This window comes from Brevundimonas sp. GW821-FHT12C05 (assembly GCF_058807475.1).
In genome coordinates this window covers 678,364-704,153 of sequence record NZ_JBXAQS010000001.1, presented here as the reverse complement: position 1 = coordinate 704,153, position 25,790 = coordinate 678,364, and the positions used below count along the sequence as shown (strand labels likewise).

At 69.4% G+C, this 25,790-nt stretch carries 25 protein-coding genes; 11 read left to right on the top strand and 14 right to left on the bottom strand.

The genetic code is table 11. The features are described 5' to 3' along the window. The first annotated feature begins 82 nt into the window (after window positions 1-82). Together AC1RRF_RS03200 and AC1RRF_RS03195 are read left to right on the top strand one after the other, a co-directional pair. The gene (locus AC1RRF_RS03200; RefSeq protein ID WP_492832743.1) at window positions 83-796 is read left to right on the top strand and encodes a CPBP family intramembrane glutamic endopeptidase, BDIM_20840 family; all 714 of its coding nucleotides are present in this window, start codon (window positions 83-85) and stop codon (window positions 794-796) included. Between the two features lie 83 nt (window positions 797-879). Further along, a complete protein-coding gene (locus tag AC1RRF_RS03195; protein WP_492832741.1) occupies window positions 880-1,707 on the top strand; it encodes a hypothetical protein in 828 nt (275 codons plus the stop codon). Here AC1RRF_RS03195 and AC1RRF_RS03190 read toward each other — a convergent pair. Then, complete coding sequence (locus AC1RRF_RS03190) at window positions 1,668-2,591, bottom strand: Hsp33 family molecular chaperone (protein WP_492832739.1); 924 nt, start codon at window positions 2,589-2,591, stop codon at window positions 1,668-1,670. The genes AC1RRF_RS03195 and AC1RRF_RS03190 overlap by 40 nt on opposite strands. A 123-nt stretch (window positions 2,592-2,714) precedes the next feature. Here AC1RRF_RS03190 and AC1RRF_RS03185 point away from each other — a divergent pair, with 123 nt between their 5' ends. From AC1RRF_RS03185 to AC1RRF_RS03160, 6 genes are all read left to right on the top strand, one after another. After that, window positions 2,715-4,121: an SDR family oxidoreductase gene (locus AC1RRF_RS03185; RefSeq protein WP_492832737.1), complete on the top strand. Its 1,407-nt coding sequence runs from the start codon at window positions 2,715-2,717 to the stop codon at window positions 4,119-4,121. Window positions 4,122-4,189: 68 nt separating this feature from the next. Then, on the top strand, window positions 4,190-4,384 hold the full coding sequence (locus AC1RRF_RS03180; protein ID WP_492832735.1) for a hypothetical protein: 195 nt from the start codon (window positions 4,190-4,192) through the stop codon (window positions 4,382-4,384). A gap of 93 nt (window positions 4,385-4,477) precedes the next feature. After that, window positions 4,478-6,367, top strand: a complete 1,890-nt coding sequence (serA, locus tag AC1RRF_RS03175) for a phosphoglycerate dehydrogenase (protein WP_492832733.1) — start codon at window positions 4,478-4,480, stop codon at window positions 6,365-6,367. A 91-nt stretch (window positions 6,368-6,458) separates the two neighbouring features. Continuing rightward, a complete protein-coding gene (locus AC1RRF_RS03170) occupies window positions 6,459-8,288 on the top strand; it encodes an autotransporter domain-containing protein (protein ID WP_492832731.1) in 1,830 nt (609 codons plus the stop codon). A 221-nt stretch (window positions 8,289-8,509) separates the two neighbouring features. Further along, on the top strand, window positions 8,510-9,124 hold the full coding sequence (locus tag AC1RRF_RS03165) for a M23 family metallopeptidase (RefSeq protein WP_492832729.1): 615 nt from the start codon (window positions 8,510-8,512) through the stop codon (window positions 9,122-9,124). Between the two features lie 74 nt (window positions 9,125-9,198). Further along, window positions 9,199-11,484 carry an ATP-binding protein gene (locus tag AC1RRF_RS03160; protein WP_492832727.1) on the top strand — a complete coding sequence of 762 codons (2,286 nt, stop codon included), beginning with the start codon at window positions 9,199-9,201 and terminating at the stop codon, window positions 11,482-11,484. Between the two features lie 32 nt (window positions 11,485-11,516). Here AC1RRF_RS03160 and AC1RRF_RS03155 read toward each other — a convergent pair whose 3' ends face one another. Both AC1RRF_RS03155 and aceA read right to left on the bottom strand, forming a co-directional pair. After that, window positions 11,517-11,726 (bottom strand): hypothetical protein, encoded by a 210-nt coding sequence (locus AC1RRF_RS03155; protein ID WP_492832725.1) that lies wholly within the window; start codon window positions 11,724-11,726, stop codon window positions 11,517-11,519. Between the two features lie 14 nt (window positions 11,727-11,740). Beyond that, on the bottom strand, window positions 11,741-13,021 hold the full coding sequence (gene aceA, locus AC1RRF_RS03150) for an isocitrate lyase (RefSeq protein ID WP_492832723.1): 1,281 nt from the start codon (window positions 13,019-13,021) through the stop codon (window positions 11,741-11,743). Between the two features lie 155 nt (window positions 13,022-13,176). Between aceA and AC1RRF_RS03145 the strand changes: the two genes are divergently transcribed. Both AC1RRF_RS03145 and AC1RRF_RS03140 read left to right on the top strand, forming a co-directional pair. Continuing rightward, complete coding sequence (locus tag AC1RRF_RS03145) at window positions 13,177-14,595, top strand: helix-turn-helix domain-containing protein (protein WP_492832721.1); 1,419 nt, start codon at window positions 13,177-13,179, stop codon at window positions 14,593-14,595. Between the two features lie 104 nt (window positions 14,596-14,699). Then, on the top strand, window positions 14,700-17,057 hold the full coding sequence (locus AC1RRF_RS03140; protein WP_492832719.1) for a TonB-dependent receptor: 2,358 nt from the start codon (window positions 14,700-14,702) through the stop codon (window positions 17,055-17,057). Here the strand turns inward: AC1RRF_RS03140 and AC1RRF_RS03135 are convergent. Continuing rightward, window positions 17,054-18,484, bottom strand: coding sequence for a hypothetical protein (locus tag AC1RRF_RS03135; RefSeq protein ID WP_492832717.1), 1,431 nt, complete (start codon window positions 18,482-18,484; stop codon window positions 17,054-17,056). The genes AC1RRF_RS03140 and AC1RRF_RS03135 overlap by 4 nt on opposite strands. A gap of 64 nt (window positions 18,485-18,548) precedes the next feature. Next, entirely contained in the window at window positions 18,549-19,538 is a 990-nt protein-coding gene (locus AC1RRF_RS03130; protein WP_492832715.1) for a helix-turn-helix transcriptional regulator, read from the bottom strand. 88 nt (window positions 19,539-19,626) lie between these two features. Between AC1RRF_RS03130 and AC1RRF_RS03125 the strand changes: the two genes are divergently transcribed. Then, window positions 19,627-19,851: a hypothetical protein gene (locus AC1RRF_RS03125; RefSeq protein WP_492832713.1), complete on the top strand. Its 225-nt coding sequence runs from the start codon at window positions 19,627-19,629 to the stop codon at window positions 19,849-19,851. A gap of 7 nt (window positions 19,852-19,858) precedes the next feature. Here the strand turns inward: AC1RRF_RS03125 and AC1RRF_RS03120 are convergent, their stop codons facing one another. From AC1RRF_RS03120 to AC1RRF_RS03080, 9 genes are all read right to left on the bottom strand, one after another. Continuing rightward, the gene (locus tag AC1RRF_RS03120; protein ID WP_492832711.1) at window positions 19,859-20,968 is read right to left on the bottom strand and encodes an acyltransferase family protein; all 1,110 of its coding nucleotides are present in this window, start codon (window positions 20,966-20,968) and stop codon (window positions 19,859-19,861) included. 43 nt (window positions 20,969-21,011) lie between these two features. Then, entirely contained in the window at window positions 21,012-21,431 is a 420-nt protein-coding gene (locus AC1RRF_RS03115; protein WP_492832709.1) for a DUF1801 domain-containing protein, read from the bottom strand. 14 nt (window positions 21,432-21,445) lie between these two features. Further along, a complete protein-coding gene (locus AC1RRF_RS03110; RefSeq protein ID WP_492832707.1) occupies window positions 21,446-21,868 on the bottom strand; it encodes a hypothetical protein in 423 nt (140 codons plus the stop codon). A 65-nt stretch (window positions 21,869-21,933) separates the two neighbouring features. After that, window positions 21,934-23,352 carry an NAD(P)(+) transhydrogenase (Re/Si-specific) subunit beta gene (locus tag AC1RRF_RS03105; RefSeq protein ID WP_492832705.1) on the bottom strand — a complete coding sequence of 473 codons (1,419 nt, stop codon included), beginning with the start codon at window positions 23,350-23,352 and terminating at the stop codon, window positions 21,934-21,936. 19 nt (window positions 23,353-23,371) lie between these two features. Continuing rightward, window positions 23,372-23,752, bottom strand: coding sequence for a hypothetical protein (locus AC1RRF_RS03100; RefSeq protein WP_492832703.1), 381 nt, complete (start codon window positions 23,750-23,752; stop codon window positions 23,372-23,374). After that, the gene (locus tag AC1RRF_RS03095; RefSeq protein WP_492313574.1) at window positions 23,749-24,039 is read right to left on the bottom strand and encodes a hypothetical protein; all 291 of its coding nucleotides are present in this window, start codon (window positions 24,037-24,039) and stop codon (window positions 23,749-23,751) included. Before AC1RRF_RS03095 ends, AC1RRF_RS03100 begins: the two co-directional genes overlap by 4 nt. Then, window positions 24,036-24,365 carry an NAD(P) transhydrogenase subunit alpha part 2 gene (locus AC1RRF_RS03090; RefSeq protein WP_492832701.1) on the bottom strand — a complete coding sequence of 110 codons (330 nt, stop codon included), beginning with the start codon at window positions 24,363-24,365 and terminating at the stop codon, window positions 24,036-24,038. Before AC1RRF_RS03090 ends, AC1RRF_RS03095 begins: the two co-directional genes overlap by 4 nt. After that, window positions 24,365-24,586 (bottom strand): hypothetical protein, encoded by a 222-nt coding sequence (locus tag AC1RRF_RS03085; RefSeq protein WP_492832699.1) that lies wholly within the window; start codon window positions 24,584-24,586, stop codon window positions 24,365-24,367. Before AC1RRF_RS03085 ends, AC1RRF_RS03090 begins: the two co-directional genes overlap by 1 nt. A gap of 8 nt (window positions 24,587-24,594) precedes the next feature. Continuing rightward, window positions 24,595-25,728, bottom strand: a complete 1,134-nt coding sequence (locus AC1RRF_RS03080; RefSeq protein ID WP_492832697.1) for a Re/Si-specific NAD(P)(+) transhydrogenase subunit alpha — start codon at window positions 25,726-25,728, stop codon at window positions 24,595-24,597. Between the last annotated feature and the right edge of the window lie 62 nt (window positions 25,729-25,790).

The following is a 25,790-nucleotide window of genomic DNA, read 5'->3' as shown; positions in this document are numbered from 1 at the left end:
GGCTGATCGCGATTTCACCTCCCCGCCTGCATCCATGGCGCGGCTTCGCAGCCTCCTGTCGGGAACAGGGACGGAGGGCGAGATGCCGGATGCGATCATGGCGTTGGCGGGATGGATCGGCGCGACGGCGGCCCTGGGGCTGGTCGCGGCCCTGTTCCTGCGCGGCAAGGTGAAGTGGGGCTGGTTCGCCGCCGCCCTGCTGCTGATGGCCGCCTATGACGCCCTGCTGACACGCGGCTACGGCCATATTCCCCTGCACTTCTGGCCATCCGACTGGAACTGGGAGGGCAAGGCGATGGCGCTGGCCCTGTCGCTAGCGGTCGCCCTGGCCCTCGGGCGTCTCCGGGTCGGCCTGACGCTGAAGCAGGACCGCAAGGGCCTGCCCGGCGCCCTCGCCCTCTCGGCGGCGCTGGTCGCCGTCTTCCTCGGCCTGGCCCTGTATTTCCCCGGGCAGGGGACCAACGCCGACACCCTCGCCTTCCAACTGACCATGCCCGGCCTGGACGAGGAGCTCTTCTATCGGGGCGTCCTGCTGCTGATGCTGAACGAGGCCTTCCGTGGTCCGATCCGCATCCTCGGCGCCCCCATGGGCTGGGGCGCGCTGATCTCCTCCGTCGCCTTCGGCCTGGCCCACGCCCTGGGTTACAGCGACGGCGGCTTCACCTTCGACGCCATGACCATGCTCCTGACCGGCGGCCCGGCCCTGTTGCTGGTCTGGCTACGCGAGAAGACGGGCAGCCTCCTGCTCCCCGTCGTCCTGCACAACTTCGCCAACAGCATTTCCCTGCTGGTCTGAGCCCTCGGGCCACAGCGTCGCCATATTGACTGACGAGCGTCGGGACACGCACCGGTCGGGGGTGCGTGTCACCGGGGGCTTCCATGATCTCGCTATTCGCCGCCGCCCTGCTGTCGGCCCAGCCCGCTTGCGCCGCGCCCGCCAATACGGCGGCCCTGCTGGCCCGCCCCGAACGCATCCTCGTCGTCGGCGACTGGCACGGCACGGTGGAGATACCGGCGGCCTTCCTCGGCATCGTCTGCGAGGCCGCGAAACAGGGCCCCGTGACCATCGCGCTGGAGATGCCCGAGACCGAGCGATCCCTGTTCAGGAACGCGCTTGCCGCGCCGACCGAGGAGGCCGCGCGCGAGACCTTCCTGTACGGCGACTTCGGCAATCCCCGCAGCACCGACGGCCGCAACAGCGTGGCGATGCTGGACATGATGGTGGGCTTCTGGCGGCTGAAGGCGGCCGGGTACGACGTGGCGATCCACCCCTTCATGGCGGTGGAGTCGAGGATCCCGGGCCGCGACCAGGCGTGGTGGGAACTTGAGATGGCCTACGGCATGAGCCGCGCCCTCGTGGCCCGTCCTGACGCCCGGGTCGTGGTCTTCGTCGGGGACCTTCACGCCCGCAAGAAGGGTTATTCCTTCGCGCCCGACATCGGCGTCCCCGCCGCCGGTCATCTGCACGCCTCGGACACCTTCACCTTGCACGTCGCCCAACAGGGCGGCGAGAGCTGGAGCTGTCAGCCGACCTGCGGCGTCCAGACCCGCAGTGGCCGCCACGACGCCGCCGCCGACGCGCGCGGGATCATCCTCGGCCCGGTCGAGGACGGGGCCTATGACGGCGTGCTGGCGGTGGGCCCGACCACCGCCTCGCCGCCGGCGGCTCAGTCGGCCGCCGCGATCTCTTCCGGCGCCAGTTCGTAGACCGTCGCGCAGTATTCGCACGTCACGCGGATCTTGCCGTCGTCCTCGACCATGTCGGCCCGCTCCTGCGGGCTGAACGAGGCCAGCACGGCGCCGATCCGGTCCTTCGAGCAGCGGCACTGCGCCGACAGCGCGCGGGCGTCCTCCAGCCGCACGCCGTCCTCGTGGAACAGGCGGAACAGCAGCACTTCCGGCGTGATGGTCGGATCGATCAGCTCGTCGTCGGCCAGGGTCTGGAACAGGGCCCGCGAACGGTCCCACGCCTCCTCGGTCGACCCGCGCGCGTCGTCCGCCGCGATCAGCTGGATCAGCGCCCCGCCGGCGCGCCATTGCGAGCCTTGGGCGGTTTCGACCGAGCCGACGGCCAGCCGGACCTTGGTCGGGATCTGCTCCGACTGCTGGAAATAGTGTTCGGCGGCCAGCGACAGGCTCTCCCCCTCGATCGGAGTGATGCCCTGCGTGCGCTCGAAATCGGGGCCACGGTCCAGCGTCATGACGAAGACGCCTTCGCCCAGCAGCGTCCGGGCGCCGGGACGGGCGAAGCCCTGCGACGCGGCCGCCACCTCGTCGGCGTCAAACCGGCAGTAGCCGCGCAGGTGGCCGTCGGTGCCATAGTCGGCCACGACGTAGCGCACCGGACCGTTGCCCTGCGCCTGCACGATCAGGCGGCCCTCGAACTTCAGGCTGGAGCCGATCAGGGCCGCCAGCGCGCACGCCTCGCCCAGCAGAGCCGCGACGGGCTCCGGATAGGCATGGGCCGACAGGATGGCGTCGATGGTCTCGCCAAGGCGCACCAGACGGCCGCGCACGGGCCAGCCCTCGATCTGGAAGGCGGCGGCCAGGTCGTCGGAAGGCGCGGTATGGGTGTGCGCGTGATCGGTCACGGGCGGTCCTCGGTCAGGAATGCGAAGGCGGCTAGATAGGGGGCCTGAAGGGCGATGATAAGGCCCCCTCCCCTCCCCGGCGTCAGGCGGTATAGTCCATGCTCAACCTCAGCCGGCGGTTTCATGACCAAAGCGCACCTCAAGCCCTTGAACAAGCAGGCGATCGTCATCACCGGCGCCACCTCGGGAATCGGGCTGGCGGTGGCGCGGCGGGCGGCGAAGGCGGGGGCCAACGTCTTCCTGATCGCGCGCGGTGAGAAGGATCTGCGCGCCCTGTGCGAAGAGCTTCAGGCCACCGGCGCCCGCGCCGCCTGGGCCATCGCCGACGTGGCCGATTTCGACGCCCTGTCCGAGGCCGCGGACAAGTGCCAGCGCCTGTTCGGCGGCTTCGACACCTGGGTGAACAATGCGGGCGTCTCCATCTTCGGCCCGATCCGCGAGACCACGCTGGAGGATCAGCGGCGGCTGTTCGAGACCAACTACTGGGGCGTGGTCAACGGATCGCTGGTGGCCGCTGAACGGCTGCGCACGCGGCCCTGGGGCGGGGCCATCATCAATGTCGGCTCCATCCTGTCCGACGCCCCCATGCCGGTGCAGGGCGTCTATTCGGCCTCCAAACATGCGGTGAAGGGCTTCACCAACGCCCTGCGCATGGAGATCATGCGCGACCAGTCCCCGATCAGCCTGTCGCTGGTCAAGCCGGCCGCGCTGGACACGCCCTACAGCCGGCATGCGCGGAACCTCACCGGCTACGCCGTCCACAATCCCCAGCCGGTCTATGCGACCCACGTCGCCGCCGACACGGTGCTGTACTGCGCCGTCCACCCGATCCGCGAGATCACCGTGGGCGGAGGCGGGCGTCTGATCGCCAGTCTTTACAACGCCTTGCCCGGCGTCGCGGAACCTCTTCTCGCCCGGTTCGCTCCTTCCTTCATGCGGGACAGGGGTTCCGCCTATGCGCCGGACGACGACGGGCTCTACGACCCGACCGAAGACGGCCTCGATGAAGAGGTTCACTATCCGATGGTTCGCCAGTTCTCCGCCCTCGCCGAAGTTCGCAAACATCCCGGCATCGCCGCCGGCGTCGTGGCGGTGCTGGCCGGCGTCGGCCTCGCCACCCTTTTGCTGAACCAGCGCACCGGCCCGACGCGGTACGAAAGCCTGCGCGGTCGTCTCAATCCACGCGGCTGGGTCGACGCTGACGGCCTGCGCGGCCGGTTCGAGGACCTGGCCGAAAGCGTGCGCCGCGGCGTGACCGAAGCCGGAGACCGCGCCCACGATCTCACCGACGACGCCCGCGACCGGGGCGGCCGTTGGCTCAAGCAGACGCAGAAGTCCTCGCGCAAGGCGCTCAAGAAGCACGGCCGCGCCGCCCGTCGCTACGCCGAGGATGCGGGCGACTACGCCAAGACCCACGCCAAGGAAGGCGGCGCCCTAATCGCCCTGGCCACCATCGCCGCCGCCATCGGCGCCGCCGCCCTGGACGCCCGCCGTCCCGACAGCCGCCTGCGCAACATCGGCAGGTTCTGACGGCGCCATCCATCTTCGGTTGTCGTTTCGGCTTGGCGCTCGCAATGCGTTCGGCCTAGGCTTTGCTCATGACCGACCAAGCCGAACGGATTGAAGCGTTGAAGGCCGAGCGCCGGACCCTCACCGAACAGTTTCAGGCCCTCATCCTGCGAGGCGCCTCGATCGGCGAGACGCACCCCCTGTCCGAGCGGGTGCGCCTGATCGACATGGAGCTGGATCATCTGGGGGCGCCCCGGTCCATGTTCGGCGGCTTCCTGCCCTGAGGGCTCGGCGGGCGGCGCGGCGGCGTCAAAACGGGCGGCCAGCCTGACAGAAGGCCCGTTGCTGCAACTGCGAAGGTGCGCCAAGGTCTCGGCATGGCTGACGCGACCTATGTTTTCGACTTCGATTCGACCCTCGTGCGCGTGGAGACGCTCGAGGTCCTGGCCGACATCGCGCTTGAAGGCGCGCCCGACGCCGCCGCCGTCCGCGCCGAGATCGCCCGCCTGACCGATCAGGCCATGGCGGGAGAGCTGCCCTTCGGCGAGGCCCTGCGCCGTCGCTTGGCCCTGCTGCCCCTGACCCGCGCCCATGTGCAGGCTCTGGCCGACCGGATTCTCGACGAGGGCACGCCCTCGGTGCGCAAGAACCTGGCCTTCTTCCGGGGCGCCGCCGAGCGCATCTTCATCCTGTCGGGCGGCTTCCGCGAGATCATCGCCCCCATCGCCGAACGGCTGGGCGTCGCACCGGAGCGGGTGCTGTGCAACGACCTGACCTATGACGCCGAAGGCCGCGTCATTGGCGTCGACGACGCCAATCCCCTGTCGCACGCGGGTGGAAAGCCCTTGGTGATCAACGCGCTGAACCTGCCCGCCCCCGTGGTCATGGTCGGCGACGGCTGGACCGACGCCGAGGTCAAACAGGCCGGCGCCGCCGACCGCTTCTACGCCTATACCGAGATCGTCCGCCGCCCGACCGTCGTGGCCGCCGCCGACGCCGAGGTCGCCTCGATGGATGAGCTGCTGCACGCCGAAGGCCTGACCGGCCGCTGGTCCTATCCGCGCAGCCGCATGCGCATCCTGCTGCTGGAGACCATCCACCCCGCCGCCGTCGCGCGGCTGGAGGACGCCGGCTACACCGTCGAGACGGTCAAGGGCGCTCTGGGCGAGGATGAGCTGATCGCGCGCATCAAGGGCGTCCATGTGCTCGGCATCCGCTCCAAGACCCAGGTCACGGAGCGGGTCCTGGCCGCCGCCGACCGGCTGATGGCCGTCGCCGCCTTCTGCATCGGCACCAACCAGATCGACCTGGCCGCCGCCTCGGATCACGGGGTGGCGGTGTTCAACGCTCCCTACTCCAACACCCGCTCGGTCGTGGAACTGGCCGTCGGCGTCATGATCACCCTGATGCGCGACGTGCCGGATAAGTCCGCCGCCATGCACCGGGGCGAATGGAACAAGTCCGCCACCGGCTCGCGCGAGTTGCGCGGCAAGACCCTGGGCATCGTCGGCTACGGCGCCATCGGCAGCCAGCTGTCGGTGCTGGCCGAAGGGCTGGGTATGCGGGTCATCTTCCACGACCTGACCGAACGGCTGGCGCTGGGCAACGCCCGGCGGATACCCTCGCTGGACGCCCTGCTGGCCGACAGCGACGTGGTCAGTCTTCACGTCGATGGGCGCGCCGACAACGCCGATGTCATGGGCCCGGCCCAGTTCGCGAAGATGAAGCCCGGCGCCCTGCTGCTGAACCTGTCGCGCGGCCACATCGTCGATGTCGGCGCCCTGGCCCAGGCGCTCGGCTCGGGCCGTGTCGGCGGCGCGGCCGTGGATGTCTTTCCGGAAGAACCCGCCACCAACGCGGATCCGTTCGACAGTCCCCTGCGCGGCCTGAAGAACGTCATCCTGACGCCCCACATCGGCGGCTCCACCGAAGAGGCCCAGGAGGCCATCGGCGAGTTCGCCGCCGAACGCCTGCTGGCCTATCTGAACCGGGGCGACACCACCTTCTGCGTCAACCTGCCGAACGTGCAGCTGGCCGAGGTCTCGGGCGCCCACCGCATCCTGCACATCCACCGCAACCAGCCCGGCGTCCTGGCCGAGCTTAACCGCGCCGTCGCCGAGGCCGGGCTGAACATCCTCGGACAACACCTGAAGACGGACGAACGCACCGGCTACGTCATCACCGATGTCGACCGCGACTACGATCCGGACGCGGTGCAAACCCTGCGGGGTGTGGCCGGGACGCTGCGCTTCAGAATGCTCTACTGAAAAGCTTCCCCAACGGCATCTTGCTTACCCGGAAAACGGGCGCAGAGTGCCGCATAACGACCGCGTACTGACGGTCGAGGGAGGAAAACCAATGTCTCGTTTCCTGCGTAGCGCGGCCGTGGCCGCGTTGGCGGTCGCCGCCATGGGTGCGGCCTCGGCGGCCAACGCCCAGACCTACAACCGCCTCGTCGTCTTCGGCGACAGCCTGAGCGACAACGGCAACCTGTACGCCGTAACCGGCGGGACTAACCCCCTGTCGCCGCCCTACTATCAGGGCCGGTTCTCGAACGGGCCGGTGTTCACCGAACTGCTGGGCTTCAACGCGGGGCGTTTCACCGCCGGAGCCCCTGTGACCGGCAGCGTCAACTACGCCTTCGGCGGCGCCCGCACCGATTCCGCCGCCTCGCCCCCGGGCATGCGCAACCAGCTGTTGGCCTACACCGGCGCCGGCGGCACCTTCGGGCGCAATGATCTGGTCAGCGTCCTGGGCGGCGCCAACAATATCTTCGACGCCTTCCCCGGCGCCGCCGTCTCGGCCAATCCGACCGGCGCCATGCAGGCCGTCGCCAACGCCGCCGCCACCGACATCAACTTCATCGTCAACAGCATCGCCACGGCGGGCGCCGGGACCATCCTGGTCACCAACCTGCCGCGCCTCGGCATCACGCCGCAGTTCTCAGCCTCCAACCCGCTGGTCGGGCCGGCCGGATCGGCGCTGGCCGACTATTCCGGGACCACGTTCAACAGCGCCCTGCTAAGCCGCCTGATGGCGACAGCCGCCGCGCAGCCGAACACCAACATCATCCTGATGGACCTCTACAAGATCAGCGATCCGCTGGCCGCCAACCCGGGCCTTTTCGGCCTGACGAACGTGACCGCCCGTTGCCTCAACGGCGTGACGGTGTGCGCCAATCCGAACGAGTACCTGTACTGGGACGGCGTCCACCCCACCGCCGCCGGCCACCGCCTGATCGCCCGGCTGGCGAACGACTACCTCTACTACGGCGACATCGGCGCCCAGGCCGCCGTGCAAGCCGAGACCGCCTTCCGTCAGCGGGAGGACCTGCTGGACCTGTCCACCGAGGCCTTCGCCGGCCGCGGCGCATGGGAGCCAGGCACACACATGTCCTTCGGCGTCGTCGCAGACAGCGTCGAGGCGGACGCCCGCGGCTCCGTGGCCTCGTCGAAAGCCACCGGCTGGGGCGGCCGCGTCGCCCTGGATCACGTGGCGTCCGACAGTCTGCGCTTCGGCCTCGCCGGAACCTTCCGGACCGCCGACGTCAAGGCCGGCGCGATGGCCTTCGATGTCGAGACCTACGCCTTCGACGTCTGGGCCGGCTGGCGATCGGGCAACATGTTCCTCGGCGCGGCCGCGGGCGGATCGATCGACAACTACGACGACATCACCCGCCAGACCTCGCTGGCGCCGATCGTCCATACGGGCGAGACCAACGGCGGCAGCGTGGGCGCCCGCCTGCAGGGCGGCCTGTGGTTCGACATGGGCGGCATCGCCCTGTCGCCCCGCGCGGCCGTCAGCTGGGGTTCGACCGATGTGAACGCCTATAACGAACAGGGCGTCGCGGCCCAGTACGCCTATCAGGACCGCACCGTTCAGGCCGCCGCGGCCGAGATCTCGCTGCGCGCCGAAGGCGGCGGCGAGGGCCTGGGCTTCTACATCGAGGGCGGCTACCGCGACTCGTTCGGCGACAACAGCGACGGCGTGCGCGTCGGCATCTTGGGCAACCCCGCCCAGATCCTGGAGCGTGAGGTCGAGGATCCCTTCGGCGGCTCGATGCTGGCTTCGGCCGGCGTCGAGGCCAACGTGGGTCCGGGCAAGCTGACCTTCGGCTACCGCGGCCGCTTCGGCGACCACGCTGACAGCCATGTGGGCGCGCTGACCTACCGCATCTCGCTGCAGTAGGCTCTCCACCGACCGACAGAAGGGCGCGCGGCGAAGGCTGCGCGCCCTTTTCGTTGCAAGCCTGCGACGACCTGCCGCCCCCCGGCGCCCCAAAGTCGCCCGCCGCCCTCCCTATCTGTCCGTCTTCCCGAGGCGCAGACGCCCGGCCGCGCCGCGGATGTGGCGCGCCGCTGCGCCCTTCTCCCCGCTCATCCGAGCCGAAGACGGAGCCGACGCCGCCCATGCGACGCCTGTTGCCGACCGCCCGGTCGTTCCTTCTCCATTCCGGTCAGGCCGCCGCCCTCGGCGCCGTGGCCGTCCTCGCCATGGCCGCCGCGCCCCTGACCCCGGCGCCGGCGTCGGACGAGACCTTCGCCGTGCCCGAGGCCCCGCCCGTCACCGCCGTGGCGAGCCCCGCCGGCCCGATCACCCGCGTCATCGCCTTCGACGAGCCCCTGCGCGGTTTCGCCGTCAACTCGGCCTTCGGCATGCGCCGTCTCCCAGGCCAGCAGGCCCGCCGCCATGAGGGCGTCGACATCGCCGCCCCGACCGGCACCGGCGTCAGCGTCGCCGCCGAGGGCCGCGTCCTGCGCACCGGCTATGACGCCGGCGGCTACGGCCGCTTCATCGAGGTCCAGCACCCCAACGGCATGAGCAGCCTGTACGGCCACCTGAGCCGGATCGACGTCGCCAGCGGCGACGTGGTGGCTCCAGGCCAGCGCATCGGCCTGGTCGGCTCGACCGGCCGCTCGACCGGCCCGCACCTGCATTTCGAGGTCCGCCGCGGCGACCGTCAGGTCAATCCGGTCAAGGTCATGGGCCAGACGTTCCAAATGACGGTGTCCGCCCCGACCTGAGGGTCGTTCAGCGTACATATGCCCACGCTTTCTTCACCCCTTTCCAGGATAGTCCCTGACCGAAAGGGAGCGTCTTGGACCGCATACTCTACTGCATCGCCTTCCAGCATGACTGGCGCTGGACGCTGGCCGCCGGTCTGATCTGCGTCTTCGGCGTGGGCACGGCGTATCAGCTGCTGGGCCGTGCCCGCGAAGCGGTCGGTCCACGCCGCCGCAACACAATGCTGCTGGCGGCGTTCACCGGCGGCCTGGCGGTCTTCTCGACCCACTTCCTGGCGATGCAGGGCTATGATGCGGGCGGCGAGGTTCGCTACGCCGTCTGGTCCACCATCAGCTCCTTCTTCATGGCTTTCGCCAGCATCGGCCTGGCCTGCACGGTCGCCCTGCACCGGCCCGGCCCCGTCTACCGGGCGCTCGGCGCCGCGCTCGCGATGTCCGGCGTCGCCGCCATGCACTTCCTCGGCGTCGCCGCGATGCAGCTGCCCGGCCTGATCCTATGGAGTCCGGACCTGGTGGGCGTCTCCATCGCCGCCGCCATCGCCCTGGCCGCCGGCAGCGCCGCCTTCCTGCCCGGGCGCTCCTCCTGGAGACGTTTCGCCGCCGGCCTCTGCGGCGCGATCTCGGTCGTCGTCCTGCATTTCGGCTCCATGAGCGCCATGACCCTGGAGCCGCTGCTCGCGGTCGAGAACGCCGCCTGGTCGCTGTCCGGCGGGGTCATGATCAGCGTCATCGCCGCCATGGTGCTGGGCATCGCGGCCATCGCCGGCGCCGCCGTCTGGATGTGGTGGCTGTCGCGGGCCAGCGCCCTGGGGCAACTGCGCCAGGCCATTGAAGCCATGCCCGACGGCCTGGCCTTCTATGACGCCCATGACCGGCTGGTGCTGTGGAACACCCGCTACGCCGAGGTGAACCCCGGCCTGTCGACGACGCTGCAAAAGGGGATGACCTTCCGCGAGATCGTCCAGATCGGCCTGGACGAAGGCCTCTATGCCAACGCTCTCGGCCGCGAGGACGAGTGGATCGCCGAACGGATGGCCACCCGCGCGGCCCTGTCGACGACGATGGAGCAGCACATCTCGGGCGACCATTGGCTGCGGGTCTCCGACCGCCGCACCGTGGCGGGCGGGACCGTCACCATCTGCACCGACATCACCGAGCTGAAGCGCGACGCCCGCGCCCTGTCGGACGCCCGCGACACGGCCGAACAGGCCAACGGCGCCAAGAGCCAGTTCCTGGCCAACATGAGCCACGAGATCCGCACGCCTCTGAACGGCGTCATCGGCGTGGCCCAGGCGCTGGCCAACACCGACCTGTCAGCCCAGCAGCGCGAGATGCTGGACCTGATCCAGTCGTCGGGCCAGACGCTGCAGGTCCTGTTGAGCGACATCCTTGACCTGGCCCGCGTGGAATCCGGCCGGTTGGAGCTGTCCGAGGAAGCCTTCGACCTGGGCCGCGCCGTGCGCGAAGCCGCCCAGCTGTACGAGACCTCGGCCCGCGAGAAGGGTCTGCAGTTCTTCGTCGAGATCGCCCCCGAGGTCGATTGCTGGGTCGCCGGCGACGTGGTGCGCCTCAAGCAGATCCTGACCAACCTGGTCTCCAACTCGGTCAAGTTCACGGGCGAGGGTTTCGTCTGCCTGACCGCCGCGCCCGGCCCCATGCGCGCCGGCCAACCGACGCTGCGGTTCTCGATCGAGGACACGGGCATCGGCTTCGACAGCGAGACCCGCACCCGCCTGTTCAGCCGCTTCGAGCAGGCCGACGGGGCCATCACCCGCAAATTCGGCGGTTCGGGTCTGGGCCTGGCCATCTCGCGCCAGCTGGCCGAAATGATGGGCGGCGAGCTGGACTGCGAGAGCGAGCCCGGCGGCGGATCGTCCTTCATGCTGACCATTCCAATGCGCAAGGCCGAAGCGCCCGCCACGGTCGCGACCCCGGGCTCGGCCCTGGCCGCCGGCGATGACCGCCGCCTGCGCGTGCTGCTGGCCGACGACCACCCGGTGAACCGCAAGGTCGTGGAGATGATCCTGGCCCAGGCCGAGATCGACCTGACTTCGGTCGAGGACGGCTCCCTGGCGCTTAACGCGGTGCGGGACGGCGACTACGACCTGATCCTGATGGACATGCAGATGCCGGTCATGGACGGGCTGACCGCGACCCGCGAGATCCGCCTGCACGAGGCCGCGATGGGTCTGCCGCGCACGCCGGTGATCATGCTGACCGCCAACGCCCTGCCCGAGCATATCGCCTCGGCGGAAGCCGCCGGCGCGGACCGGCACCTGGCCAAGCCCTTCGACGCCGGCGAGCTGATGGAGCTGGTCATCTCCCTGCCCCGCGCCGCCCAGGCCGCGATCGCCGCCTGATCCCAGACGGCGACCGCGCTTTCGCCCGAGGCTTATTCGTAGCCGTGAGCGGCTTCGTTGATCACCTGCGACGGCATCGTCGAGAAGTCGACGGCGACCGGCTGGGCGATCTTGGACCGGAACGTCTTGAGCACGTGCTCCAGTCGACGCCGAACCTCGCGCTCGGCCTCGCTCTGGGTGTCCAGAGTCAGCGGGGCCAGGCAGAAGTCGATGATGGCCGAGGTGGTTTTCAGCGGTTCCATGGGGTCTCTCCTGGTTATTCGGCCGCGACGAACTGCGCGGTTTCGGTGGAGTCCTTCAGCGCCGTGGTCGACGACTGGCCGTTCGAGATGACGGTGGCCACCTGGTCGAAGTAGCCGGTGCCGACCTCGCGCTGGTGGCGAGTGGCGGTGTAGCCGCGGGCTTCGTTGGCGAACTCGCGCTGCTGCAGCTCGGAATAGGCGGCCATGCCGCGGTCGCGGTAGCCGTCGGCCAGTTCGAACATGCCGTTGTTCAGGCTGTGGAAGCCCGCCAGGGTCACGAACTGGAACTTGTAGCCCATCGCTCCCAGCTCACGCTGGAACTTGGCGATGGTGGCGTCGTCCAGCTTGGCCTTCCAGTTGAAGGAGGGCGAGCAGTTGTAGGCCATCAGCTTGTTCGGATGCTCCTTCTGGATCGCCTCGGCGAAACGCTTGGCGTCATCCAGATCGGGGTGGGAGGTCTCCCACCACAGCACATCGGCGATCTTGGCGTAGCTGAGCCCGCGCGCGATGCAGTGATCCAGCCCCGTGCCCTCCTTCAGGCGGAAGAAGCCCTCGGGCGTGCGGTTGTCGCGGTCGATGAAGGGTTGGTCGCGCTCGTCGATGTCCGAGGTGATCAGCTGGGCGCTCTCGGCGTCGGTGCGGGCGACCGTGATCGTGGGCGTGCCCATGACGTCGGCGGCCAGGCGGGCGGCGACCAGGTTGCGCTCATGCGCCTGGGTCGGGATCAGGACCTTGCCGCCCAGGTGGCCGCACTTCTTCTCGGACGCCAGCTGGTCCTCAAAGTGGACGCCTGCGGCGCCCGCCTCGATGAAGGCCTTCATGATCTCGAAGCTGTTCAGCGGCCCGCCGAAGCCGGCCTCGGCGTCGGCGACGATCGGCACGAACCAGTCGCGCTTGGCGCCGCCCTCGGCGTGCTCGATCTGGTCGGCGCGCTGCAGGGTGCGGTTGATGCGGCGGCAGAGCTCCGGCGCGGCGTTGGCCGGGTACAGCGACTGGTCCGGATACATGGCCCCGGCGGTGTTGGCGTCAGCGGCGACCTGCCAGCCCGACAGATAGATGGCCTTCAGGCCCGCACGGACCATCTGCATCGCCTGGTTGCCGGTGACGGCGCCCAGGGCGTTGATGAAGGGCTCGGTGTGCAGCAGCTCCCACAGGCGATTGGCGCCGCGCTCGGCCAGGGTATGGGTGATCGGCACCGAGCCGCGCAGGCGCAGGACGTCCTCCGGCGTATAGGGGCGCTCGATGCCGTCGAAGCGGCCGGAGGGCGAAGGAACCAGATCGGCGAAGGTGGTCATGGTCGGTCTCTGTCCAGTGGGCCGTCGATGCGCGGCGGGTCACGGGCAAAGGAACACGCGCCAGTCACAAACGATACATCCAAAGGCAGACATATCGCGTCATTGAGTCACGATATGACACTTGTTCTTAAGTCATTTTGTGACATCGTACAGCCATGGACACCGCCGACCGCAAGCTGTTCCTGGGCGGCCGCCTCAAACGGCTGCGGCGGGATCTGGGCCTGACCCAGACGGCCATGGCCGGCGATCTGGGCGTGTCGCCCAGCTATCTGAACCATATCGAACGCAACCAGCGCCCCGTCTCCGCCCAACTGCTGCTGCGCCTGGCCGAGACCTATGACGTGGACCTGCGGGCGCTGGGCCAGTCCGGCGGCCCGGCGTCGGAGGCGACCCTGTCCGAGGCCTTCGCCGACCCGGTCTTCAACGGACTGGCCGTGCCCCGGCACGAGATCGTCCAGCTGGCCGAGGACCAGCCCGCCGTGGCCGACGCCGTGCTGCGCCTGTACCGCGCCTTCAGCGACCGCCGCGCCCGCGACCGGGCCGAGGCCGACATCGGCGGCGGCGACGAGACTCCCGCCGACCGGGTGCGCGACTATGTGCAGGCGCGCCAGAACCACTTCCCCGACCTGGATGCCCTGGGCGAGGCGCTGGCCGCCGCGCTGGAGGCCGACACCCCCGGCGAGACCTTCGAGACCCGCGCCCGCGCGCGGCTGATGACGCGCCATGGCCTGACCGTGCGCACCCTGCCCGACGATGTGATGGTGGAGTGGACACGCCGCTACGACCCGCACCGCAAGCGTCTGCACCTGTCCGAGACGCTGGGGCCGTCTTCACGCGCCTTCGCCGTCGCCTTCCAGCTGGCCCTGGCCGAGCACGACGCCGAGCTGACCGCGCTGGCGGCGTCCGCCGACATGCCCGACGAGGCCACGCGCCGGGTGCTGAAGGTCGCCCTGACCAGCACCCTGGCCGCCGCCATCCTGATGCCCTACGCGGCCTTCCACGCGGCGGCGGAGGCCAACGGCTACGATATCGCCCGACTGGAGGCGCGCTTCGGGGTCAGCTTCGAACAGGTGGCGCATCGGCTGACCACCCTGTCCCGCCCGTCCGCGCGGGGCGTGCCCTTCTTCCTGATGCGGGTCGATCAGGCGGGCAATATCTCCAAGCGCTTCGCCTCCGGCGCCTTCCCCTTCTCGCGCTTCGGCGGGGCCTGCCCGCGCTGGCGGCTGCATTCGGCCTTCCGCACGCCGGGCCGGATCGTCACCCAGATCATCGAGACGCCGGACGGCCAGCGCTGGTTCACCCTGGCCCGGACCGTCGAGCGCCAGGGCCGCGACGCCTTCACCGAGGGGCACGATCTGGCCATCGGCCTGGGCTGCGAGCTGAAGCACGCGCGGCGCCTGATCCATGCCCGTGGCCTGGACCTGGCGGCGCCGGAGGTGACGCCGATCGGCCCCGCCTGCCGCCTGTGCCACCGCCACCCCTGCGCCGAACGCGCCGCCCCGCCGGTCGACCGCGCGCCGGCGGTGGACGACTGGTCCAAGTCGGTCAGCCCGTGGCCGTTCGTGACGGCCTGACCGTCACCTCGTAGAAAATCTAACGCCAGACCACAGGAAATCCCGTTTGGCGCTGATCGTCGCATCGCTCAGCTTGCAGTTAATCTGCAGGACTGGGGATAGTCATGACCAAACAACGATTGCTGCGAACCGGCGCGCTGGCGCTCGTCCTCGGCTGCGGCGCCACCGCGGTCCATGCGGAGGACCCCGCCGGCGCGCCACAGACCCAGACCCCCAGCGTCGCCCAGCTCGGCGACCTCGTCGTCACGGCCCGCCGGCGCGAGGAACGCGCCCAGGAGGTTCCGATCGCCCTGACCGTCATCGGCGGCCAACAGCTGGACGACACCAACACCTACAACATCGGCCAACTGACCCAGCAGGCGCCCAGTGTTCAGCTGCTGTCGTCCAACCCGCGCAACACCGCCATCACCATCCGCGGCATCGGGGCCAGCTACGGCCTGGCCAATGACGGTCTGGAACAGGGCGTCGGCATCTATGTCGATCAGGTCTATTACGCCCGGCCGGCCACCGCGACGCTCGACTTCGTCGACCTGGAGCAGATCGAGATCCTGCGCGGCCCCCAGGGCACCTTGTTCGGCAAGAACACCACCGCGGGCGCCCTGAACATCACCACCCGCGACGCGTCCTTCACGCCCAGCGGCACGACCGAGCTCACGGTCGGAAACCTCGGCTTCGTCCAGGCCAAGGCCTCGATCACGGGCCCCATCATCGACGAGGTCCTGGCTGGACGCCTGTCGATCGTCTCGACCCAACGTGACGGCACGCTGCACAACGTCCGCACCGGCCGCGACCAGAACGACCAGCACAGTTTCGCCGTGCGCGGCCAGTTGCTGTGGCGGCCGACGCCGCAGCTGACCGTACGCGCCTACGGCGACTGGAACCGGCAGCTGCTGGAGTGCTGCACCCAGGTGTACGTCGGCGTCGGCACGACCCTGAAGCCCGCCGCGTCGCAGTATCCGGCGCTCGCCGGCGGCCGCGGCTACACGCCCCCCAGCACCAATCCCTACGACCGGCTGGTCGATATCGACGACGACATCCAGGCCGACCAGTGGCAGGCGGGCGGGTCCGTGATCGTCGACTACGATTTCGGCGATGTGCTGCTGACCTCGATCAGCGCCTATCGCGAGTGGGACTGGGAGCCCGCGAACGATCGCGACTACACCGGCCTCGACATCCTGAGGAAGTCAAACAACCCCTCTCATCAGGACCAGACCAGCCAGGAGTTCCGCCTGTCTTCGGTCGGCGAGAACACGATCGACTGGGTCGGGGGCCTCTACTATTTCAACCAGACCGTCACGACCAACGGCATCACCCAGTACGGCAGCGACGCCTCCTACTGGCTGCTGGCCGCCGGGACCCCGGCCGCCTTGCTGGACGGCTACACCGCGATCAACGTCTCCGCGATCGAGACCACCAGCTACGCCGCCTTCGGCCAGCTGACCTGGAACGTCAACGACCGGCTCAGGATCACGCCCGGCCTGCGCTACACCCGGGAAGACAAGTCCGGCGTCTATGATCTGTCGGTCTATGGCGGACTGGTGACGACCGACCCTACCCTGATCTCCCGGCGCCTCGGCATCCAGCGCCCGCAGAACTATTCGGCCGAGATTTCGGAAGGCAGCTGGTCGGGTCAGCTGGCGATCTCCTACGAGGTCACGCCCGACATCCTGCCCTATTTCAGCTACGCGAAAGGCTTCAAGTCGGGCGGCATCAACATGTCCGGCCTGCCGACCACGGCCGCCGGCCTGCCCGCCCTGACCGCCGCCGAGGTCCGGCCCGAGGAGGTCACCACCTGGGAGCTCGGCCTGAAGACCCAGGCCTTCGACCGCCGCCTGACCGCGAACCTCGCCGCCTACTACACCGACATCACGGACTTTCAGGCCAATGTCGTCGACGCCGGCCCCGGCGCACTGCGCGGCTATCTGGCCAATGTCGAGAAGGTCGAGATCCGGGGCGTGGAGTTGGACCTGACCGCCCATCCCAACGAATTCCTCGACCTCTACGCCAATGTGGCCTGGACCGACGGGGAGTACACGTCGTTCAAGAACGGGCCCTGCCCGCTGGAACTGATCGGGGCCTCCACCGCCGCCTGCGATCTCAGCGGCAAGGAACTGCCCGGCGTCTCGCCCTGGGCGCTGGCGTTCGGCGGCGAACTGCATGGACCCGGCTCGGTCCTGGGCCTGTCGGGCGAGGTCTTCGTCGGCGCCGACGCCAGCTATCGCTCGACCTACAACTCCGACGCCGCCGTATCCCGCTACACCGAGATCGAGGGCTACGGCCTGCTGAACCTGCGCGCCGGCTTCCGGTCCGACAACGGCTGGGAGGCGTCGGTCTTCGTCAAGAACGCCCTGGATGAGGAGTACCTCCAGTTCGTCAGCGTCCAGACCGGCAACTCGGGCCTCGTCATCGGCAATCCGGGCGATGAGCGCACGATCGGCGTCACCGTCAGGGCCCGCTACTAAAGCAGGACGATCCGCCCGGCCTCCATCCGGTAGGCCACGCCCGTCCGGTCGAACAGGCGGGCGATCAGGACCGAGGGGTCGGGCGCGCCGGTATCCAGCAGGGCGTCGATCTCGCGCCGGATGTCCGGGTCGCCGGAGACCTGCAGCAGGGCCTCCAGCCACTCTTCCCGCGTCAGGACGCCGTCCTCGCGGTTGGCGTCGATCAGGGGCTTGAGAAAGTCGAACCAGTCGCCGCCGGTCGCCCGCTTCTGCGCGCCCTCGGCGGCGATCGCGAACACGGCCCCGCAGGCGTAGTTGGCGCGATGCTCGCCCCGCTGGGCGGCCGAGACGACGGGCTCGTCGGCGAGACGGGCGCAGTCATCGACCTCCTTCTGAAGCTCTCGCATGGTGTCGAAGGTCGGATCGAGGGCGGCGGAGGCGCGAATGGCGCTCAGGTCCGCGCCGCCCTCCATGATCCAGGCGTCGCGCCGCGCCTCGTAGCGCACGGTCTGGCCCAGCCAGAAATGCGCGCTCTCATGGCCGATGAACCAGCGGGCGCGGTCGCTCATCAGCTTGGACGGCTCCACGACGCCCGTGCCCTGGAAGGCCATGATGATCAGGCCGGGCAGGACGCTGCCGCCCATGCTGGTCATGCCGGGCGTCGGGCCGTCCCAGCCGACCATGATGGTGGGCTTGTCCGTCTGACCCGGTCCCAGACGCCGGGCGTAGTATTCAGCCATGCGGGGCGCGAAGCCGGCGATCTCGGTGCTGATCCAGCCGGGGAGCTGCGGATCGATGACGGTGGCCAGGCGGGGGCTGTCGGCCAGCGCCATCTGGCCGAACAGGACATAGAGCCCCTGACCGCTGGAGGTCGCCTCGGCTCGCCGTTCGCCGTTGATCAGCACCGGCCCGGCCTTGTCGCGCCAGCGGATGACGGCGTCCTCGCTTTCGAACTCGGCCTCGTTGAGGTCCTCCGGCAGGGCGCGCGCCGCCTCGACCGAAGCCAGGGGGAAAACGTCGAAATGGCCGCTGTAGAGCGCCGCCGAGCCGTCGGTGAACACGATGGCGGGGTTGTAGTCGGCCTGCAGGTTCTGCGACGCCGGACGCATCGCGATCCGGATGCGGCGCGGCACGGGACCGCCGTTGGCGGCGCGCAGGATGTCGAGATGGCCCTGACGCTCCATGACCACGCCCGGGGTCTCGATGGTCCATTGGACGGGCCGCCAGGACCCGTGTCCGTCGATATCCAGCGCTGAGCGGATGAAGGCCCAGACCGGGGCGTCTGACGGAAGGACGTAGTCGGCGGTCCAGCGGTCGCCGTCGCGAGTCACGGTCACTTGTGGCGCGGCGGTCTCGGCGACAGCTGACCCGGGGGCGCCGCCGGCGGTTGCGCAAGCGGTCGAGCCGAGGGTCAGCGCCGCGATGGCGGCCATGGTGGTCAGACGCATTCCGTACTCCCCGTTCGAGCCCACCCTGCCCCGTCGCCGCGGCAAGCGTCAGCTTACGGTTTGGTCACGCTTGCGACCGTGAAAGGGCGCGCTGGGCCGAGGCCAGTTCCCCGGCCATCACCGCCTTCAGACGAGCGGGCTGGATGATCTCCACCTGCTCGCCCCAGGTGAACAGGTGCCAGGCCAGTTCGCGCATGCCCGAGGCGCGGAAGCGCACCACGACCGAGCCGTCCGGCTGGTCCTCGACGTCCTGGGTCGGGTGCCAGCGCCAACCTCGCGCCTCCACCGCCCCTTCCGGCGTGATCTTCAGCACCACGTCCTCGATCGCGTCCTGATAGATGCCGAAGGACTGGCCGGCGAAGACCTGCAGGTCGAAGTCGGCGGGGGGCGTTGCGACGCCCGGCTCGGCCTTGACCGCGCTCATCCGGTCCAGGCGGAAGGTCTTGATGGCGCCGCCGTCCGGCTCGGCGGCGACCAGATAGTTGGCGCGGCCGAACATCAGGCCGCAGGGGGTCATGACGCGGCGACGCGCCTCGGCGCCCGGGCGGCTGTAAATGAAGCCCAGGGGCTGGCCGGCCAGCACGGCCCGCCGCACCTCGGCCAGCACCACCTCGTCGGCCGAGGCCCGCGGCCCCGCCTGCACGGCTAGGGTTTCGGCCCGCACCAGCGCCTCGAGATCCGGGGCCAGCCGGTTCAGGGTGGTGGAGCGCACCGCCGACTTCAGCTTTCTTTCCAGCCCCTCCAGCGAGTTGGCCCGGGACGGTTCGCCGGTGGCGCGCAGCCCTTGCGCCGCCTTGCTCAGTTCGACCAGCTCCTCCGCCGTCGGGGCCTGTTCGAAGGCCGACAGGCCGCCGCGGATGCGCCAGCGCTTGTAGGGCGGGTCGGAGACCTCCTCGGTCTGCGGGAACAGGACCAGCACCGCGTCGCGAAGCCGCTCGGCGGTCCGCCGAGCGCTGTCGGTTTCGCGCATCATGTCCTCAAGCGTCAGGCCTTCGGCGCTGGCCGCCATCCGCCGCGCGAGGTCCAGAACGAGGGCCGCCTTGTCGAATCTCATGAGCGCCAGAAACCATACGTCCAAAAATGACGCAACGCTGTCTTACAACACAATCATCGACAGCGACACCGCTTCACGGAGTTTCCCAATGGCCCGCGCCTTCGCCCCCGCCGCCCAGATCGCAGCCAGCCGCTACCTCATCGTTCCGTGCGAGGCCGAAGCCGGCCTGGCCGTCATCTGGGATCGTCTGGAAGAACAGGTGATCGACGTGATCGACGCCCGCCTGTCGGCCCGCTACGCCGACGAGGACGCCCTGTGGGACGAAGCCCGCCCGGTTTTCGATCCCGCCGCCGACTTCCGCATGGCCGCCTGAGGACGGCTCAGGCCGCCTTCGGCTTGGTCCAGCGATCGATCAGCCGCTGGGCCGGCGCTTCCACGAGCCGGTGCGCCAGCACGGCCAGGGCTACGATCAGGGCGAACAGGGCGATGGCGAACAGGTCGTTCAGCCACGGCGAGCCGAAGTCGATGCGTCGTCCGCCCGGCTGCCAGTGCAGCTTGCGGCCGATGATCAGGGTCACCACCAGCACGAACATGTGCACCATGTAGATCGCGAAGGACCACCGCCCGAGGGTGACCAGCGGCTTCGCATCGAGCAGGCGCGACAGGGCGCCGTCCTCCCCCGCGAAGACCCAGACGCCGAATACGAACAACAGGGTCACCAGCACCGTCACCGGCCCCGTGGCGAAGCCGACGAAGGCGCAGATGGCCAGCACGGTCGCGATCTCCAGCGCCGTCGCCGCCGCGCCCTTCAGGCGCGGGATGCGGGTCCAGACGCCTTGCAGCAGGCACCCCAGGAAGAAGCCGTAGACCGCCCGCGGGAAGGCCAGGTCGTGGGTGGTGTTCATCCAGCGCGGGGCCAGGGTCAGCACCATGATCCCGCCGATCACCGCCAGCACCGCCCCGACCCAGCGCCAGCCGCGCGGGACGGCCAGCACCAGGGCGGCGAAGACGACATAGCAGCCGACCTCGACGCTCAGCGTCCAGGCCGGACCGTTCCAGGTCAGGAAGCCGTGCAGGTTGTAGGCCTGGATCAGCAGCAGGTTGGTGAAGATCGACTCCACCGAGCGGTCGCGCGCGAACGGGGTCACGCTGTCGAAATGGGTCCACAGTCGCAGCAGCTCCAGCCCGATGAAGGCCGCCAGCATCAGGACGTGCAGGGGCCAGACCCGGCCCAGCCGCCGCACCATGAACCGCCCGGCGTCCCGCGGCGTCTTCAGCCGCGCGGCATAGGCGTGGGCGATGACGAAGCCCGACAGGACGAAGAAGTAGTCGACGAACAGATAGCCGTGCTGGATCAGGCCCCAGTCGCGCCAATGGCTGGCCACCGGCATGTGGAACATGACGACCAGGATGGCGCAGACCCCGCGCAGGGAATCCAGCGCCTCAAAGCGGTGGTGGGCGACGTTGGCGGGTTGAGCAGGCGTGTTCACGGGCGCGTGTTAGCGCCGCCCGCAGGCGCGCGATAGAGGCTTGTCAGCAGCCCCCGGCGCCGGGCGGTTTCGCCCGCGTCCACGCCACCGACCGCTGCACCAGTTCGCGCAGCACCGCCGGGTCCAGATCATCCAGCCGGTTCACATACAGGCAACCCACGCTGGCCTTGTGCTTGCCCAGCCGCGCCAAGACGTCGTCCACCCCGTCGAAGTCGCGCGCGACATAGAGGACCAGGTTCGCCTTGCGCGGCGAGAAGCCGATGATCGGCCAGTCGCCGGTCGCCCCGCGATAGCTGCCGTAGCCGACGATCGACGGTCCCCACATCACGGCGGGCTCGCCCGACGCCTCGGCCATCAGCGCCTGCACCACCTCGGCGTCGGCCCGGCGGCGCGGGTTTTCGACGGCGGCGATGAAGTCGGCGACGGGGACGTCGGTGGGGCGGGTCTTGGGTTCAGACGCCATCGTTCGCTCCAAGGCTATCTGTTCGAGGTCAGCCGCCAGACGCCGTGCTCGAAGATCACCACTGCGCTTCCGCGCCGGCTGCCCGAAGCCTCGCCCCAGATCTGGTAGCGCACCCCCTCCTGCAGGGGAACGGCCTGCGTCGTGGTCCGCAGGCCCGCCGGAGCCCGACCGTAGGTCAGCTCACGCAAGCGCGTGCAGCGGTCCGGGTTTTCCACCGACCAGACCACCGGAGCTCCCGGCGTCAGGAAGAATGGATCGCCGGGTTCGGCGCGCGTGATCAGGAGCCGATAGACGCACGGATCGGATCGAAACACGCCGGCGGTCTGCTTCAGGGCCAGCCGAGGCCGTTCAAGCGGCCCCGAGACCTCGATGTCGAACGGCGAGCCGCTACAGGCCGAGAGGGTCAGCAGGAGAAGGAGTTGGGTCTTCTTCAACATGCGGCAGTTTTCATACCGGACGCCCCGCAGGCCAACTCACCGTTCCTGACGATGCGTCCCAGGCCTCACAGCGCCTTCACGATCCCCTCGACCATCTTCTTGGCGTCGGCGAACAGCATCATGGTGTTGTCGCGGAAGAACAGCTCGTTCTCGACGCCCGCATAGCCCGCCGCCATGCCGCGCTTGATGAACAGCACGGTGCCGGCCTTCTCCACGTCGAGGATCGGCATGCCGTAGATGGCGCTGGTCGGGTCGGTCTTGGCCGCCGGGTTGGTGACATCGTTGGCGCCGATGACGAAGGCGACGTCGCAGCTGCCGAACTCGGAGTTGATGTCCTCCAGCTCGAACACCTCGTCATAGGGGACGTTGGCCTCGGCCAGCAGGACGTTCATGTGGCCGGGCATGCGGCCAGCGACGGGGTGGATGGCGTATTTCACCTCGACCCCCTCCTCCTTCAGCTTGTCGGCCATCTCGCGCAGGGCGTGCTGGGCCTGGGCCACGGCCATGCCGTAGCCGGGCACGATGATCACCTTGGAGGCGTTCTTCATGATGAAGGCGGCGTCCTCGGCCGAGCCCTGCTTGACCGGCCGGGTCTCGACCGCGCCGCCCGGGCCCGCCGCCGCGTCCCCGCCGCCGAAGCCGCCCAGGATGACGCTGATGAAGCTGCGGTTCATGCCCTTGCACATGATGTAGCTGAGGATGGCGCCGGAGCTGCCGACCAGCGCCCCGGTGATGATCAGAGCGATGTTCTCCAGGGTGAAGCCCAGCGCCGCCGCGGCCCAGCCGGAGTAGGAGTTGAGCATCGACACCACCACCGGCATGTCGGCGCCGCCGATGGGGATGATCAGGGTCGCGCCCAGGATCAGGGCGATGGCGAACACGCCCCAGAAGGCCCAGGTCGCGGTGCCGCCCGAACCGATCATGACGCCGATCAGCAGGACCAGGCCCAGGGCCAGGGCGATGTTGATCAGGTGCCGGGCAGGCAGGATGATCGGCGCGCCGCTCATGTTGCCGTTCAGCTTGGCGAAGGCGATCACCGAGCCGGTGAAGGTGACGGCGCCGATGGCGACGCCGAGGCTCAGTTCGATGATCGACAGGGTCTTGATGCCGCCCGCCGCCGTGGCGATGCCGAAGCTGTCGGGGGCATAGACCGCGCCCACCGCGACCAGACAGGCGGCCATGCCGACCAGGCTGTGGAAGGCGGCCACCAGCTGCGGCATCTGGGTCATCTGCACCCGGCCCGCGATCAGGGCGCCCGCGCCGCCGCCGATGACCACGCCGCCCGCGATCAGGCCCAGGGTCAGCGGATCCATGGCCTTGCTGGCCCACAGCGTCAGCAGGGTCACGCCGACGGCCAGCGCCATGCCGATCATGCCGAAGGTGTTGCCGCGCCGGCTGGTCTCGGGACTCGAAAGCCCGCGCAGCGACAGGATGAACAGGACGCCGGAGACCAGATAGGCCAGGGCCGCGATGGATGCGTTCATTCCGTTCCCCCACTCGTCATCAGAACAGTCCCGCCGTCGCCGATTCACCGACGGCGCGCGCGACGGCGGTCTCGACCTTGCCCGGACGGCCGACGGCGATGGCCACCGGCCCTTCGCCGCCCGTCTTGGTCACCCGGCAATGCCCGGTGTCCAGCGGCATGCGGCCCCGGGACGGCCCGGAGCCTTCATCGGTCAGCTGGTTGATCCAGGCTTCCCGGTCATAGTTGTTGCGGTAATAGGTCACCGGCGGGAAGCGGCAGTTCAGCCGCCACGACGCGCCTCCGGGCGCGGAGACCGACCAGTGCAGTCCGCCCTCGATGTTCTCGCCGACATAGGTCTGCGCCGCCGCGGGCGCGGCCAGGGCGACGGCGGCGAGGGCGATCAGCGTCAGCGCCCTCATCGGCCCGCTCCCGACGGCGGGCAGGCCGTGCGCGACAACCGCCACAGCGCCGCCGCCACGAACAGGGGCGAGATCAGGGCCAGCGCCCATTCGATGATGCCCAGCGGCTTCGTCTGGCCGACGAAGCGCAGCAGGATGGACGAGAAGACCAGCACCGTGCCGCAGTCCACCTGACGCAGGCGGCGCAGCGGCGTCTTCTCGAAGATCGAACGCACCCACAGGCCCACGCCGACCGCCAGTCCGACCAGCGAGATTCCAAAGGCGAGCGTGTGGGCGTCGAAGGTCACGAGGCGGAGGGCTCCGCGGCCTTGGGCTTCTCCTTCTTGCGGTACATGGCCAGCATGCGCCGCGTGACCATGAACCCGCCGAAGATGTTGACGCTGGCCAGGGTCACGGCCGCCACGCCGGCGCCCTTTGCGATCCAGCCGTCGCCGCCCGAGGCCGCCGCCGCCGCGATCAGGCCGCCGACCACGATCACCGAGGAGATGGCGTTGGTCACGGCCATCAGCGGCGTGTGCAGCGCCGGCGTCACCGACCAGACGACATAGTAGCCGACGAAGATGGCCAGCACGAAGATGGCCAGCCGGAAGATGGTGGGATCGACGTGTTCCATCAGTTTCTGTCCTGCGCAGGGGCTTTCGACCGTACAATCCAGCCTAGGGTCCCGCCGATGATCATCAGCACCATTCCGCTGTCATGCAGTTCGTTCGGTACGGCCAGATCGGGTCCGCCCAAGGCCCTGATCGCCACAGCCCCCCAATTGAGGACCACCAGCAGGGCGCCGATGACGAAAGCGGCCAGCCCGAAGCCGTAGGCGAAGGCGGCGGGAGTCATCGTCCGCTTCATCCCTTCACCCCCTCATGCACCACGGCGCCGCCGCTGGTGACCACCGAGGCCTTGAGGATCTCATCCTCCAGATCGACCGTCAGGGCGCCGTCCTTGATCAGCAGGCCGACGAAGGCGACCAGGTTGCGGGCGTAGAGCGCCGAGGCGTCCGCCGCGATCCGGCCCGGCAGGTTCGACCAGCCGACGATCTGGACCCCGTTCGCGGTCGTGACGACCTCGCCCAGCTTGGCGCCCTCGACATTGCCGCCGTTGTCGATGGCCAGGTCGACGATGACCGAGCCCGGCTTCATCGAGGCCACGTGCGCTGCCGTGACCAGCCGGGGCGCCGGGCGACCGGGGATCAGGGCGGTGGTGATGACGATGTCCTGCTTGACGATGTGCGACGCCGTCAGCTCGGCCTGCTTGGCCTGATACTCGGGCGACATCGGCTTGGCGTAGCCGGCGGCGGTCTCGGCGGCCTTGAACTCCTCGTCCTCGACGGCGACGAACTTGGCCCCGAGGCTCTCGACCTGTTCCTTGGACGCCGGGCGCACGTCGGTGGCGGTGACCACCGCGCCCAGGCGCCGGGCGGTGGCGACGGCCTGCAGGCCCGCGACGCCGGCGCCCATGACGAAGACCTTGGCGGCGGCGACCGTGCCCGCCGCCGTCATCATCATCGGGAAGCCCTTGCCATAGGCGTAGGCCGCCTCGATCACGGCGCGATAGCCGGCCAGATTGGCCTGGGAGGACAGCACGTCCATCACCTGCGCCCGAGTGATGCGCGGCACGAACTCCATGGCGAAGGCCGTCACGCCCGCCTGGGCCAGCGCCTGCACCGTGTCCTTCTCGCGATAGGCGTCGAGCATGGCGGCGACGACCGCGCCGGACTTCAGGGCGCTGGTCTCCTGCGCCGTCGGACCGCGCACCTTCAGCACCAGATCGGCGCCGGACAGCACGGCCTTGGTGTCCTTGGCCACGACGGCGCCGGCGGCTTCGTAGTCCGCGTCGGGAATGGAGGAGCCGGCGCCCGTGCCGGCCTCGACCGTCACGGTCGCGCCCAGGGCGATCAGCTTCTTCACGGTCTCGGGAGTGACGGCGCAACGCGTCTCGCCTTCACGGCGCTCGCGGGTCACGGCGATGGCGACAGCCAAGCGAATCCCTCCCTCACTGGTTTGTACAGCGACGTTAGGCTCTTCCGGAGCGACGCGTCAAA